The following is a 14,336-nucleotide window of genomic DNA, read 5'->3' as shown; positions in this document are numbered from 1 at the left end:
GGTTAATGTTCGGGATTGACACATGGTGCGGCGCGAAATCGTGTTGCACTGCAGCATAAGTCGTGCTATGTCATCGCTTACGCAGGCTGGGCTGCGGCGCAAAGACCATCCACGCAGCGCGTGTTCATGGAAAGCCGTCACTGTCGAATGGCCTGACATCACGCGCAACCGACCTGATCGCGCCGATCGGGCAAGAGATGGGTAGAGCCAATGGCCCAGGACATGTTTTCGATTTCCAGCTTCGACCCCAACAAGCTCACCGAGAGCTTCCGTGATTTCGCCGAGAAGGGCGCCGCCCAGTCGCGCGATGCCTATGCCAAGATGAAGACCGCCGCCGAAGACGCCGCCAAGACCGTGGAAGCCACGGTCGAAAGCGCTCAGAGCGGCACGGTCGAACTCGGCCTCAAGGCCATCGAGGCGCTGCGCGCCAATGCCGACAGCTCGCTCTCCCACATGGAAGCCCTGCTGAGCGCCAAGTCGCTCTCCGAACTGTTCGAACTGCAGACCGCCTTCGTGCGCAAGCAGGCAGAGCTGGCCCTGGAGCAGGCCCGCGCCATGCAGGAAACCACCCGCAAGGTGGCCGAAAGCGTTGCCCAGCCGAGCAAGGATGCCGCGCAGAAGGCGATGGCCAGCTTCAAGCCGGCCTGATTGCCGCACGACGGCACATGCGCCGAGGTCGTCTCGCGCCGATGGCCAAGCAGAGGTCCTGCCCGTGCCTGTCGCAATTGCCCGGACGTCCATTTCCCAAAGGCCGGATGCCCTGCATCCGGCCTTTGGGCGTTTCGCTGCATCCGAGGCTTTGCAAGATTTTTGGCACGCGCGCTGAAGTTCGGGCTTGCCAAATCCGCTCTCTCCCCGTATTTCACCCGCCAAGACCGCCGCGCCGGATAAAGCGCAGCGCTGGTCTTCGTGCGGTTGTAGCTCAGTTGGTTAGAGCGCAGGTTTGTGGCACCTGAGGTCGGAGGTTCGAGACCCCCCAACCGTACCATTCCACTCTTCTTCTAATTGATCGTCGGGCTGTCTGCGCTCTTTCGCACGCTCACACGAACACGCCCTGTTCCTCCGAAACCAGCGCCTGCAGAAACGACACCACCGTTCGCACGCGGGGGAGGTTGCGGGCGGATTCGTGGTAGGTGGTCCAGTAGGCGCGGCGGATCGTGGTGTCCGGCAGAATGCGGATCAGCGTCGGGTCCAGCCGGGCGATGTAATTGTGCAGAATGCCGATTCCGGCGCCGGAGCGCACGGCCTCCGTCTGGCCGGTGGCGCTGGAGATCTCGAAGGCGGCATCCCAATTGCGCATCACCTCGCCGGTGAAATCGAGCGAGGCGGTAAACAGCAGGTCCTCGACATAGCCGATCCGCCGATGCGCCTTCAGCGCCTCGATCGTTGCCGGCGCACCGTGGGCGGCGAGATAGCCGGCCGAGGCATAGAGGCCGAGCGTATAATCCGTCAGCTTGGCCGAGACGAGGCGGCCCTGATCGGGGCGCTCGAGCGTGATGGCGATATCCGCTTCGCGCTGCGACAGGGAGAAGGAGCGCGGCACCGGCACCAACTGGATACGCAGCGCCGGGAAGCGGGCTGTCAGCGCGCCGAGCCGCGGGGCAAGGAAGGAAACGCCGAAGCCATCCGGCGCACCGATGCGCACCGTGCCGGACACCGCGCCATCGACCAGGCCAAGCGCGCCCTGTGCCGCCATCATCTCCGCCTCCATGCGCTCGGCCGCATGCAGGAAGATTTCGCCCTCCGCCGTCAGGTCGCAGCCATTGGTGCGGCGCACCAGCAAGAGCGTGCCGAGCGCCTCCTCGAGCGCCGTCACCCGGCGGCTCAGCGTGGCATGGTTGATGCCGAGCCGCTTCGAGGCGGACAGGATCTGGCCGGCTCGCGCTACGGCAAGAAACACGCGCACATCGTCCCAGTTCATCGGTTGCCGCCTTCCCCCGACTTCAATTTCTGCACAACGGTTGCTGAATTTCGCGCGTTGCTTTGTGAGAATTGTAGTGCGATCTTTGCTCCATAATCAATCGGGAGGATCACATGATCGAGGTCGGACATTTCATCGGCGGCCAGCGCGTTGCCGGCACCAGCGGCCGCACGGCCAATTTCTTCAATCCCGCCACGGGCGAGGTGCAGGGCACGGTGGCGCTGGCGAGCGATGCGGAACTCGCCGCCGCCGTGGAGAATGCCAAGGCCGCGCAGCCGAAATGGGCGGCCACCAATCCGCAGCGCCGCGCCCGTGTCTTCATGAAGTTCGTTCAGCTTCTGAACGAGAACATGGACAGCCTGGCCGAGCTCTTGTCGCGCGAGCACGGCAAGACGATCGAGGACGCCAAGGGCGATATCGTCCGCGGCCTCGAGGTCTGCGAATTCGTCATCGGCATCCCGCACCTCTCCAAGAGCGAGTTCACCGAAGGCGCGGGTCCGAACATCGATATGTATTCGATCCGCCAGCCGGTCGGCATCGGCGCCGGCATTACGCCGTTCAATTTCCCGGCCATGATCCCGATGTGGATGTTCGCCCCGGCGATCGCCTGCGGCAATGCCTTCATCCTCAAGCCGTCCGAGCGTGACCCCTCCGTGCCGATCCGGCTCGCGGAGCTGATGATCGAGGCCGGCCTGCCGGCGGGCATTCTCAATGTCGTCAACGGCGACAAGGGCGCGGTCGATGCGATCCTCACCCATCCCGATATTTCCGCCGTCTCCTTCGTCGGCTCCACGCCGATCGCGCGCTATGTCTATGGAACGGCGGCGATGAACGGCAAGCGCGCCCAGTGCTTCGGCGGCGCGAAGAACCACATGATCATCATGCCGGATGCCGATCTCGACCAGGCTGCCAATGCGCTGATGGGCGCGGGCTACGGCTCCGCCGGCGAGCGCTGCATGGCGATCTCGGTGGCCGTGCCGGTCGGCGAGGAGACCGCCAACCGGCTGATCGACAAGCTGACGCCGATGGTCGAGAGCCTGCGCATCGGCCCCTATACGGACGAAAAGGCCGATATGGGCCCGGTCGTGACCAAGGAAGCGCGTGACCGGATTCTCGGCCTGATCGACAAGGGCGTCGAGGACGGTGCGAAGCTTGTCGTGGACGGCCGCAACTTCTCTCTCCAGGGCTATGAGAACGGCTATTTCGTCGGCGGCTGCCTGTTCGATCATGTCACGCCGGACATGGACATCTACAAGACCGAGATCTTCGGGCCGGTTCTCTCCGTCGTGCGCGCCAAGACCTATGAAGAGGCCCTGGACCTGCCGATGAAGCATGAATATGGCAATGGTGTCGCGATCTATACCCGCGATGGCGATGCGGCGCGCGACTTCGCCTCCCGGATCAATATCGGCATGGTCGGCGTCAACGTGCCGATCCCGGTTCCGCTCGCCTATCACTCCTTCGGCGGCTGGAAGTCCTCCTCCTTCGGCGATCTCAACCAGCACGGCACCGACTCGATCAAGTTCTGGACCCGCACGAAGACGGTGACCAGCCGCTGGCCCTCCGGCATCAAGTCGGGCGCCGAATTTGTCATGCCGACGATGAAGTAACCCGCATCCTTGAACGGTGTGGGGAAGGGGCTCCGGCAGCGGGGCCCCTTTTTGCTGGTCCGACCGTGCGCGCGGCGCCGCGCTTTTCTTGACCTTTCGAGGAAGGATGCGGTTTTTGGAATTGTTCCAAACTGCAATGCGTCCTATATCTGGTGCCTGATCGCGATTTCGACCGGGCGTTTCCCGGCGGCATCAGCGGAACGGGATCCTCCCCGTCATGACCCGCGGAGTTCGCAATGCGCCTGACCAAGCAGACAAATTACGCCGTTCGCATGCTGATGTATTGCGCGGCCAATGACGGGCGCCTCAGCCGCATTCCGGAAATCGCCAAGGCCTACGGCGTTTCCGAACTGTTTCTCTTCAAGATCCTGCAGCCGCTCACCAAGGCCGGTTTGGTGGAAACCGTGCGCGGCCGCAATGGCGGCGTCCGCCTGCCGAAGCCGGCGACCGATATTTCCCTCTTCGACATCGTCAAGGTGACGGAAGACAGTTTTGCCATGGCCGAATGTTTCGAGGCGGGCGAGATCGACTGTCCGCTGGTCGACAGCTGCGGCCTCAACGCCGCGCTGCGCAAGGCGCTCAATGCCTTCTTCGACGTGCTCGCCCAATATTCGATCGACGATCTCGTCAAGGCCCGGCCGCAGATCAACTTCCTGCTCGGCCTCGACGATCTTCCGCGCCCTGCGCCGCGCGTGCAGCCGCAGTCGGCCGCCTGATCGCTTCGGAGCCCGATCCGGCCTGTCGCCCGGTCAGGCGGCAGAAAGATACTCACGCAGCAGAAACTCGATCGCGGTTGGGTCCAGTTCCGCCTTGTCGAGGCGGAAATCCGCCCCGTAGTCCTCGAAGGTCTGGAAATAGGGGTCGGCCAGCGACGACGAGATGACGCCGATCGGGCCGATGAACCCGGCCTGGCGGATCAGCGGTACGCTCTTGCGAAAATCCACCTCGTGCTGCAGGCGGTTGTCCATCAGCACCATGGAGACCGGGGCACCGGACGCAATCAGCGACAGCGCCGCATCGACCGTTTCGCAATAGGACAGCGCGATGGCGAAATTCTGCACCTTGCGCAATTGCCTGGCCAGAAGAACCTGCTCGGCCGGATCGTCGTCAACGAGAAGAATGTGAACGGTCTGGCTCATGCTATGCCCTGTCTGTCGATCTCAAATGCTTAGGTGGATAAACAGGCAGCCCGCAGCAGGGCGGGCGGCCGAGCATCCTACTGGATGATCTGCTCGCGGATGGCCTTGGCAACCATCTGCGTCCTGTTGACCACGTCGAGCTTCTTCAAGATCGTGGCCGTGTGCGAGTTGATCGTGTGCTCCGAGACGGAGACGATCAACGCGATTTCGCTCGCTGTCTTCCCGTGGGAAATCCAGCGCAGGATTTCCGTTTCCCGCGGCGTCAGGCCCATGCCCGCCTTGTTGGCCAGCGAGACGCGCGAGAAATAGTCGAAGATCGAGGCAGACTCGCAGCAAAGCTCATACAGCGCTGTCTTTTCAATATCTTCATTGTCGCCGAAATAGAGCACGGCAAAGCGCTGTCCAGTGATCGTCGCAACGGGACAGCAGACGAGCAATTCGAAGCCGAGCTGCGCTACGATATTCTGTCCCTCTGCCGCCGGGTCGCCGGCCCGCCAGACGGAGGCGATGGTCGAGGCATGCAGGCTGCGGATGAGCAGGGATGCGGCAAAGCGGTGCCGCCGATCATACTCCTCGGCCAGTCCGGAGGGCAGATCATGAAGAACCAGGCGTGTCGTCAGCGCGCTGAGATCCGCTTCGCTCCCCAGCTGCATCACCCCGAAGTGATCGAAGCCGTGGCGCAAAGCCGTGGTATGAAAGAGGCGGAAAAAATCGACCCGGTTGAGCGCCTTCTCCAGCTCGGCGCCCAATTCATATCGACGATGGTTGTGCAACAGTGCCGCCACGGCGGAACACCTTCATCTGATCCAGAATCGCAAGTCTATCGCAAGAATGTAGGTAAGCAACCACCTACACGCGAGCCTCCATCGAAGTGTACAGCCGGACAAGAAAATTTCAATCGCGGCGGTCGGGAGGATCCTCGCAGCAGCGCTCCGCCACCCCGAATGGCCACGGCGCCGGCCAGATCCTCCCTGTCCCCGCGGCCCGGTTGTGGCATGCCGCCGGTGAGCCGACTATCGGGCCGTCTTGCGATTGACAGAATCAGACCCCTATGCCGCGCGAAGCACTGTCTGCGGGGATTCTTCTGCCTCAAAAAACGTAAGGTATAGGTTATTTTTCCGTCTGGACAAAATCTCGTGGGTGCTTATTGCATAGCCACGCCAAATGTCGTTCCATCTGCGATAAGGGCGGCACTGACCGGCTCGAAAGAAAATCCGAAAGAACGAAGAACAAAACTGGGAAAATCGTTCATGAAAAAACTCCTCACGCTCGTGGCCGCCTCCGCGCTGGCCACGCTGATGGCCGGTTCGGCCTGGTCCAAGACGCTCGTCTATTGCTCGGAAGCCTCCCCGGAAGGCTTTGATCCCGGTCTCTATACCGCTGGCCAGACCTTCGATGCCGCCTCGCGCACCGTTTACAACCGTCTGGTCGAGTTCAAGAAGGGCGGCACGGAAATCGAGCCGGGTCTTGCCGAAAGCTGGAAGATCTCCGACGACGGCACCGTCTATACCTTCACGCTGCGCAAGGGCGTCAAGTTCCAGACCACCGAGTTCTTCACGCCGAGCCGCGAGCTGACCGCCGACGACGTGGTCTTCTCCTTCGAGCGCCAGCTGAAGGCCGACAATCCCTGGAACAAGTATGTCGCCGGCGGCGCTTGGGAATATGCCGACGGCATGGGCTTCCCGGGCCTCATCAAGTCGGTCGAGAAGGTCGATGACCTGACGGTCAAGTTCACGCTCAACCGTCCGGAAGCTCCGTTCCTGGCCGATCTCGGCATGGACTTCGCCTCCATCATGTCGAAGGAATATGCCGACAAGCTGGCCGCCGACGGCAACATGGCGCAGCTGAACCAGATGCCGCTCGGCACCGGCCCCTTCGCCTTCGTCGCCTACCAGCCGGATGCGGTCATCCGCTACAAGGCGCACCCGGACTATTGGAACGGCAAGCAGAAGATCGACGACCTCGTCTTCGCCATCACCACCGATGCCTCCGTCCGCGCCCAGAAGCTCAAGGCCGGCGAATGCCACGTGATGCCCTATCCGAACGCGGCCGATGTCGAGGAGCTGAAGAAGGACGAGAACCTGACGGTTCTGGAACAGCCGGGCCTCAACGTCGCCTATCTCGCCTACAACACCACCCAGGCTCCGTTCGACAAGCCGGAAGTGCGCAAGGCGCTCAACATGGCGATGAACAAGCAGGCGATCGTCGACGCCGTGTTCCAGGGTGCGGCTTCGGTCGCCAAGAACCCGATCCCGCCGACCATGTGGTCCTATAACGACAAGATCGAGGACGACAAATACGATCCGGACGCTGCCAAGAAGGCGCTCGAAGCAGCCGGCGTCAGTGGCCTGAAGATGAAGATCTGGGCCATGCCGGTCTCGCGTCCCTACATGCTCAACGCGCGCCGCGCGGCCGAGCTGATGCAGGCGGATCTCGCCAAGGTCGGCGTCGAGGTCGAGATCGTCTCCTATGAGTGGGCCGAATATCTCAAGCTCTCCAAGGACAAGAACCGTGACGGCGCAGCCATCCTCGGCTGGACCGGCGACAATGGCGATCCGGACAACTTCCTCGACACGCTGCTCGGCTGCGAAGCTGTCGGCGGCAACAACCGCGCGCAGTGGTGCAACCCGGAATTCGACAAGGTCGTGAAGGCTGCCAAGGCCTCCTCCGACCAGGCCGAGCGCACCAAGCTCTATGAAGAGGCGCAGGTCATCTTCAAGCGCGAAGCACCCTGGGCGACGATCGACCATTCGGTCGGCTTCACGCCCATCTCCAAGAAGGTCACCGGCTTCGTCATGGACCCGCTTGGCATCCACCGCTTCGAAGGCGTCGATATCGCCGAATAAGCGTCCTTGAGACACGCCCGGCCCGCCGGGCCTTTGCCGGCGGTCGGGGCAACCTGGCCGCCGGATCATTTGGGTAGAAGTGAATGTTCCGCTTTATTCTTGGACGCCTCGCGGTCCTCATCCCGACCTTCCTTGGCGTGTCCCTGATCGCCTTCTCCTTCATCCGCCTGCTTCCGGGCGATCCGGTCATGCTCATGTCGGGCGAGCGGGTGATGTCGGAAGAACGCCATGCGGCGATCATGCACGATCTCGGCCTCGACCGGCCGATGTATGTGCAGTATCTCGACTATCTCGGCTCGGTGGTTCAGGGCGACCTCGGCACCTCCATCGTCACCAAGCGCCCCGTGCTGCAGGATTTCCGGGCCCTGTTCCCTGCCACGCTCGAGCTTTCGCTCTGCGCGATCATCCTTGCGGTCGCCCTCGGCGTGCCGGCCGGCGTCTTCGCCGCCGTCAAGCGCGGCACCTGGTTCGACCAGTCGGTGATGGGGGTGGCACTGGTCGGCTATTCCATGCCGATCTTCTGGTGGGGCCTGCTGCTGATCATCTTCTTCTCGGGCTATCTGCAGTGGACGCCGGTATCAGGCCGCATCTCGCTGATGTATTTCTTCCCGCCGACCACCGGCTTCATGCTGATCGACAGCCTGCTCTCCGGGCAATCCGGCGCCTTCCGCTCCGCACTCTCCTATCTCATCCTGCCGACCATCGTGCTCGCCACCATTCCGCTCGCCGTCATCGCGCGCCAGACCCGCTCGGCCATGCTTGAAGTCTTGAGCGAGGATTATGTGCGTACCGCCCGCTCGAAGGGTCTTTCGCCCTTCCGGGTGATCGGCATTCACGGCCTGCGCAACGCCATGATCCCGGTCATCACCACGATCGGCCTGCAGGTCGGCGTGCTGCTCGCCGGCGCCATCCTGACGGAGACGATCTTCTCCTGGCCGGGGATCGGCAAATGGATGGTCGATGCGGTGTTCAAGCGGGATTATGCGGTCGTGCAGGGCGGCCTGCTGCTGATTGCCGGCGTGATCATGCTGGTCAATCTCGCGGTCGATGTCACCTACGGCTTCATCAATCCGCGCATCCGCCATTAGGGCCTGACACGCGAACCGCGGCGACGCTTCGAGCGCGCCACATCCGGGCGAGGGAACGGGCCGAAAGCGCCAACCCCGCCCGATCCGTTTTCTTTCTCTTTGCCCTCGCGGCAAAGGCCAGGAGCACATCATGAGCATGGCCACGACCAAGACCAGCCATCCCTCCGCCGCTTCGGAGTTCTGGTACTATTTCTCGCGCAACAAGGGTGCCGTCATCGGCCTGGCGATCTTCCTGATCATCCTCGTCGTCGCGATCTTCGCGCCCTTCGTGGCCCCCCACAGCCCGAGCGAGCAGAACCGTGAGGCGCTCCTGATGCCGCCGGTTCTGGCGGCCGGCGGGCAGTGGACCTATCTTCTCGGCACGGATGCCGTCGGCCGCGATATCCTGTCGCGGCTGATCTATGGCGCGCGCTTCTCGCTCTTCATCGGTCTGGTGGTCGTCAGCCTGTCGGTCGTCTCGGGCGTTCTGATCGGGCTGTTGGCCGGCTTCTTCCGCGGTTGGGTCGATACCTCGATCATGCGTGTCATGGATATCATCCTGGCCTTTCCCTCGCTCCTTCTGGCGCTGGTGCTCGTCGCGGTCCTCGGGCCGGGCCTGCTCAACGCCATGGTGGCGATCTCGCTTGTCAACCTGCCGCATTTCGTGCGCCTGACCCGCGCCTCGGTCATGACCGAGCGCAACAAGGATTATGTGATCGGCTCCCAGGTCGCCGGTGCTGGCACCTGGCGCATCATGTTCCGCACCATCCTGCCCAACTGTCTGGCGCCGCTGATCGTGCAGGCGACGCTTGCCTTCTCCGCCGCCATTCTCGATGCGGCAGCGCTCGGCTTCCTCGGCATGGGCGCCCAGCCGCCGACGCCGGAATGGGGCACGATGCTTTCCGAGGCCCGCGAATTCATCCAGCGTGCCTGGTGGGTCGTGACCTTCCCCGGCCTTGCCATTCTCATCACCGTGCTCGCCATCAACCTGATGGGCGACGGCCTGCGCGATGCCCTCGATCCCAAGCTGAAGAGGTCGTGATGCCGCTTCTCGATATTCAGAACCTCACCGTCGAGTTCCAAACGTCGACCGGCCTGTTCCGCGCCGTCGATGGCGTGTCGCTCACCTGCGACAAGGGGGAGATCCTCTCGATCGTCGGGGAATCCGGCTCCGGCAAGTCGGTTTCCATGCTCGCCGTCATGGGTCTTCTGCCCTGGACCGCCCGCATCACCGCCGACCGCATGGCCTTCGATGGGCGCGATCTGCTGAAGCTTTCGCCGCGCGAGCGCCGCATGATCATCGGGCGGGATATCGCCATGATCTTCCAGGAGCCGATGTCGAGCCTCAATCCGTGCTTCACCGTCGGCTACCAGCTGGGCGAGACGCTGCGGATTCATATGGGCCTCGACCGCGCCGCCCGCCGGGCGCGCTCGATCGAGCTGTTGACGCTGGTCGGCATTCCCGCACCGGAGGACCGGCTCGGCAATTTCCCGCATCAGATGTCGGGCGGCATGAGCCAGCGCGTGATGATCGCCATGGCGCTTGCCTGCAATCCGAAACTGCTGATCGCCGACGAGCCGACCACGGCGCTCGACGTCACCATCCAGGCGCAGATCCTCGATCTCCTGATCCGGTTGCGGGAAGAGCACGGCATGGCGCTGGTGCTGATCACCCACGACATGGGCGTGGTGGCCGAGACCGCAGAGCGCGTGCAGGTGCAATATGCCGGGCAGAAGGTGGAGGAGCAGCCGGTCAAGGCGCTGTTCCGCGATCCGCATCACCCCTATACGGCAGCCCTTCTCGCCTCGCTTCCCGAACGTGCCCGTGTCGGCGAGCGGCTGCCGTCGATCCAGGGCGTGGTGCCCGGCCAGCATGACCGGCCGGAAGGCTGTCTCTTCTCGCCGCGCTGCGCCTTTGCCACTGACCTCTGTCGCCGCACCGTGGTCAAGCAGGGGCCGGAGCTCGGCCATGCGCTCTGCAATTATCCCCTGATCGGCGGTATCCCGCAGAACCACCCGACGATGACAGTCGAACTTGTGAGCGAGGATGCCCGATGAGCGACATCACAACCCCCGTCGCCGCGGGCGCATCCACGCGGCCGGCGCCCACCTCCATCCCGGTCGTCAGCGGCCGCGACCTGCAGCGCTTCTATTCGGTGAAGCGCGGCCCGTTCAAACCGGCCGCGACGGTCCGGGCGCTGAACGGCGTTACCTTCGAGCTTCATTCCGGCCGGACACTGGCCGTCGTCGGCGAATCCGGTTGCGGCAAGTCGACGCTGGCCCGGCTCGTCACCATGATCGAGGATCCGAGCGGCGGCGAGCTGCTGATCGACGGGAAGCCGGCGCGCGTCGGCGACCGCTCGCTGCGTTCGCTCGTGCAGATCGTCTTCCAGAACCCCTATGGCTCGCTCAACCCGCGCCAGAAGGTCGGCACGCTGCTCGAAGAGCCGCTGAAGATCAACACGTCTGACGATGCGGCCACCCGCCGCGCCAAGGTAGAGGACATGATGCGCAAGGTGGGCCTGCGCCCCGAGCATTATGACCGCTATCCGCACATGTTCTCCGGCGGCCAGCGCCAGCGCATTGCCATCGCCCGGGCGCTGATGCTGCGGCCGAAGGTGCTCGTGCTCGACGAGCCGGTCTCCGCGCTCGACCTGTCGATCCAGGCGCAGGTGTTGAACCTCTTGATGGACCTGCAGAAGGAGATGGGGCTTGCCTATCTCTTCATCTCCCACGGCCTGTCGGTCGTGCGCCACATCGCCGATGACGTGATGGTCATGTATCTGGGCCGCCCGGTCGAGACCGGTTCGGCGGAGGCCGTCTTCGCCGCCCCGCAGCACCCGTACACGGCTGCGCTCCTTTCGGCGACGCCTGTCGCCAATCCGGAAGGCGAGCGCCGCCGCATCGAGCTCAAGGGCGAGCTGCCGTCGCCCCTGAACCCGCCGAGCGGCTGCCCGTTCAATCCGCGCTGCTGGAAGGCAACCGATCGCTGCAGGGAGATCATGCCGGCGCTGGCGGGCACGGCGGATCATCAGTTCGCCTGCTATCACCCGCTCGGCGATGCCCCGCCATCGCCTCCGGAGACCGGTTCGACAGCTTTCTGACGGCAAGGATCAGGCATCGCTCTGCGGGCCTTTTGCGGAGTCGTCCATGCCGTTCCTGCTCGCAGCCCTGCTTGCCGCGCTCGCAGCCCTGTCCCCGCCGGTCCTGTCCGCGCCGGCCCTGGCGGCGGAGGGCAGCTGTACCGCGGCCCCGCGCGAGCGCTGGATGAGCCGGGAGGCGATCGAAAGGCGCGCCGGCGAGGCGGGCTATCGCGAGATCGACATGGTGGCCGTGGAGGGAAGCTGCTACGCGCTGCACGGCCGCACCGTCGATCACCTGAATGCCGAAATCCTGATGAACCCGATGACCGGCGACGTGATGCATGCCGAGACCTATCGGTAAGTCGGGGTAAGTGCGAACCACTTCCCCCCGCGCGCAAAGCTGATAAGCTCGGCCCGAGCCTCTCCAGCACAGGCATACCGCCCTGGCGCCGGAGACGCGGCAAAGACATGAAAAGAGTGCGCCTCCTCGCCACGCCGCGTTGGCCGGGATCGCTCGAGCCGGATCCGCCCATGCGTCTTCTCCTCGTCGAGGACAGTGCCCGTCTTGCCGAACTTTTGGGAGAAACCGTGCGCGAGGCCGGGTGGCGCCTGGATGCGGTCACCAGCATTGCCGATGCCGAGGCGGCCCTGGCGCTGAGCGAGCATGATCTCGTGCTCCTCGATTTGGGCCTGCCCGATGGCAATGGCCTTGACCTTCTGCGCACCATCCGCCGGCAGCACAAGGATCTTCCCGTTCTCGTCATCACCGCCCGCGGCTCGATCGAGGAGCGGATCGAGGGGCTCGATGCCGGCGCGGACGATTATCTCGTCAAGCCCTTCCACCACCGGGAGTTCCTGGCCCGCTGCCGCGCCATGCTGCGCCGCAGCCCGACGGCTCTGCAGCCGGTGCTCGAATGCGGGGGCCTTCGCTTCGATCCGGCCACGGCCGAGCTTTCCTGCGACGGCGTGCCCGTGCCGCTGCCCCCGCGCGAGCGCGCGCTGGTGGAGCTGTTGATGCGCGATGCCGGGCGTGTGGTCCAGAAGAGGAAGCTTGAGCTGACGCTGTCGGAATTCGGCGAGGAAATGACCGCCAACGCGCTCGAGCTCGCCGTATCCCGCCTGCGCAAGAAGCTGCAGCCGCTGCCCACGCGCGCCAATCTCGTCACCGTGCGCGGCGTCGGCTACATGCTGCAGGCCGAGGCATGACGGGGCAGGCCAACCGATCGCTGATCGGCATCGTCGCCTGGCGCATCGTCATCTTCGCCATGCTCGCGCTGGTGCTCGAATTCGGCATCGTCATCATCGAATACTGGTCGAACGACGAGGATCTGGCCGGCTTCATCATCACCGAGGAAACCGAGCAGCTGGCGAGCGGCATCGTCGCCACCAATGACCGGCTTTCCTTCGTCATGAGCCCGAGCCTCGTCGAGCGCTACACCATGCGGGACGACGAGGGGGAGGGCGGGATCTTCGTGCGGGTGCGCACGGCGGCCGGCGCGGTGCTCTATTCCAATTGCGAGGAAATGTGCCAGCGCCACTTCCTGCCGATCGAGGTCAATCCGCCGGATCTCTGGCAGCGCGAGATTGCGCCCGGAAAGCCGCTCAGCGTCGCCGGTGGCCGGTCCTTCACGGTGGCGGGGCACGAAGTCTTCGTGGAGCTCGCCGTGCTGCGGGATCCGCACAATTTCGTGGTGGGCGTGCTGCTGCACGAGCTGCGCGACCATCTGATCATTCCCATGCCACTGATGTTCGGCCTGGTGGCCGGGGCCACCATTCTCTCGGTCGGTGCGGCGCTGAAGCCGGTGGTGGCCGCCGCGCGGGAGGCCGACCAGATCGATCCGCGCGCCGCCCTGCAGCCGCTGCCGACCGACGGCATGCCGCGGGAGGTGGCGACGCTGGCCCAGGCCGTCAATCGCCTGCTCGAACGGGTGGCGGATCTGATCCAGTCGCAGAAGATCTTTTCCACCTCGATCGCCCATGAAATCCGCACCCCGGTGGCCGTGGTGCGCATGGAGCTGGAGCGGATCGCCGACCCTAGGGCCCGCAAGGCCGAGAAGGATCTCGACGCGCTGACGCACATGCTGGAGCAGCTGACCTCGCTCGCCAAGCTCGACGTGGTCGATGCAAGCGCGTTCCGCACGCTCGACCTCGAAACGATCGCGGGCGACAGCGTCGCCGCGCTTGCCCCTTACGTCTTCGAAAGCGGCCGCACATTGGAATTCGTCGCCGATCCGCAGACCAATCCCATTCGCGGCGTGCCGGCGTTGATCGAAAACACCATCAGCAATCTCGTCGGCAATGCGGTCAAGCATACGCCGAAGGGCACGCACATCACCGTGCGCGCTGCGGCCCCGGCGGTGCTGGAGGTCACGGATACCGGCCCCGGCTTCAGCCAGGCGCCAGCCCAAGTGCTGGAGCGCGGCCGCATCAAAAGCTCGGATGCGCTCGGCGTCGGCCTGCGCATTGTCGAACGCATCGCCGAGCTGCATCAGGCGCAGCTGGTGGTCGACAGCGAACGCGGCAAGGGCACCTGCGTGCGCATCGCGTTTCCGGAAGAGGAGTTGGCGCAGCCGGCCGAGGATCGCGCGGCGGCACCCGCAAGGCTGTAACGGCAAGAGGCGTGCTTGGGGTTTTGCTCGCCCGCAAAACCTTGTAAGCCGCGCGGGTCAT

General features: G+C 64.3%; 14 protein-coding genes and 1 tRNA gene. 12 read left to right on the top strand and 3 right to left on the bottom strand.

What is annotated here, in order from left to right:
* The first annotated feature begins 210 nt into the window (after positions 1-210).
* Entirely contained in the window at positions 211-648 is a 438-nt protein-coding gene (locus tag U8330_RS14800; protein WP_323106024.1) for a phasin, read from the top strand.
* 263 nt (positions 649-911) lie between these two features.
* Positions 912-988 (top strand) — tRNA-His (locus U8330_RS14795).
* 51 nt (positions 989-1,039) lie between these two features.
* Here U8330_RS14795 and U8330_RS14790 read toward each other — a convergent pair.
* Positions 1,040-1,921 carry a LysR family transcriptional regulator gene (locus U8330_RS14790; protein WP_323106023.1) on the bottom strand — a complete coding sequence of 294 codons (882 nt, stop codon included), beginning with the start codon at positions 1,919-1,921 and terminating at the stop codon, positions 1,040-1,042.
* Between the two features lie 113 nt (positions 1,922-2,034).
* Here U8330_RS14790 and U8330_RS14785 point away from each other — a divergent pair, with 113 nt between their 5' ends.
* On the top strand, positions 2,035-3,531 hold the full coding sequence (locus U8330_RS14785; protein WP_323106022.1) for a CoA-acylating methylmalonate-semialdehyde dehydrogenase: 1,497 nt from the start codon (positions 2,035-2,037) through the stop codon (positions 3,529-3,531).
* 236 nt (positions 3,532-3,767) lie between these two features.
* Complete coding sequence (gene rirA, locus U8330_RS14780) at positions 3,768-4,247, top strand: iron-responsive transcriptional regulator RirA (protein WP_323106021.1); 480 nt, start codon at positions 3,768-3,770, stop codon at positions 4,245-4,247.
* A gap of 33 nt (positions 4,248-4,280) precedes the next feature.
* Here the strand turns inward: rirA and U8330_RS14775 are convergent, their stop codons facing one another.
* On the bottom strand, positions 4,281-4,670 hold the full coding sequence (locus U8330_RS14775; protein WP_323106020.1) for a response regulator: 390 nt from the start codon (positions 4,668-4,670) through the stop codon (positions 4,281-4,283).
* Positions 4,671-4,747: 77 nt separating this feature from the next.
* The gene (locus U8330_RS14770) at positions 4,748-5,455 is read right to left on the bottom strand and encodes a helix-turn-helix transcriptional regulator (RefSeq protein WP_323106019.1); all 708 of its coding nucleotides are present in this window, start codon (positions 5,453-5,455) and stop codon (positions 4,748-4,750) included.
* Positions 5,456-5,920: 465 nt separating this feature from the next.
* Here U8330_RS14770 and U8330_RS14765 point away from each other — a divergent pair, with 465 nt between their 5' ends.
* The 8 genes from U8330_RS14765 to U8330_RS14730 all read left to right on the top strand — a co-directional run bounded on the left by U8330_RS14765 (position 5,921) and on the right by U8330_RS14730 (position 14,275).
* The gene (locus tag U8330_RS14765; RefSeq protein ID WP_323106018.1) at positions 5,921-7,516 is read left to right on the top strand and encodes an ABC transporter substrate-binding protein; all 1,596 of its coding nucleotides are present in this window, start codon (positions 5,921-5,923) and stop codon (positions 7,514-7,516) included.
* An 83-nt stretch (positions 7,517-7,599) separates the two neighbouring features.
* Positions 7,600-8,604, top strand: a complete 1,005-nt coding sequence (locus U8330_RS14760; protein ID WP_323106017.1) for an ABC transporter permease subunit — start codon at positions 7,600-7,602, stop codon at positions 8,602-8,604.
* Between the two features lie 130 nt (positions 8,605-8,734).
* Entirely contained in the window at positions 8,735-9,625 is an 891-nt protein-coding gene (locus tag U8330_RS14755) for an ABC transporter permease subunit (RefSeq protein WP_323106016.1), read from the top strand.
* The gene (locus tag U8330_RS14750) at positions 9,625-10,641 is read left to right on the top strand and encodes an ABC transporter ATP-binding protein (protein ID WP_323106015.1); all 1,017 of its coding nucleotides are present in this window, start codon (positions 9,625-9,627) and stop codon (positions 10,639-10,641) included. Before U8330_RS14755 ends, U8330_RS14750 begins: the two co-directional genes overlap by 1 nt.
* A complete protein-coding gene (locus U8330_RS14745) occupies positions 10,638-11,687 on the top strand; it encodes a peptide ABC transporter ATP-binding protein (RefSeq protein ID WP_323106014.1) in 1,050 nt (349 codons plus the stop codon). The genes U8330_RS14750 and U8330_RS14745 overlap by 4 nt, the downstream gene beginning before the upstream one ends.
* A gap of 46 nt (positions 11,688-11,733) precedes the next feature.
* The gene (locus U8330_RS14740; protein ID WP_323106013.1) at positions 11,734-12,027 is read left to right on the top strand and encodes a PepSY domain-containing protein; all 294 of its coding nucleotides are present in this window, start codon (positions 11,734-11,736) and stop codon (positions 12,025-12,027) included.
* A gap of 170 nt (positions 12,028-12,197) precedes the next feature.
* Positions 12,198-12,872, top strand: coding sequence for a response regulator transcription factor (locus U8330_RS14735; RefSeq protein WP_323106012.1), 675 nt, complete (start codon positions 12,198-12,200; stop codon positions 12,870-12,872).
* A complete protein-coding gene (locus U8330_RS14730; protein ID WP_323106011.1) occupies positions 12,869-14,275 on the top strand; it encodes a HAMP domain-containing sensor histidine kinase in 1,407 nt (468 codons plus the stop codon). Before U8330_RS14735 ends, U8330_RS14730 begins: the two co-directional genes overlap by 4 nt.
* Positions 14,276-14,336 lie beyond the last annotated feature (61 nt).

Source organism: Rhizobium sp. CC-YZS058, from assembly GCF_034720595.1.
Lineage (GTDB): Bacteria > Pseudomonadota > Alphaproteobacteria > Rhizobiales > Rhizobiaceae > Ferranicluibacter.
Note: the sequence above shows the minus strand (reverse complement) of the source record. Positions and strands in the feature narration are given on the sequence as shown.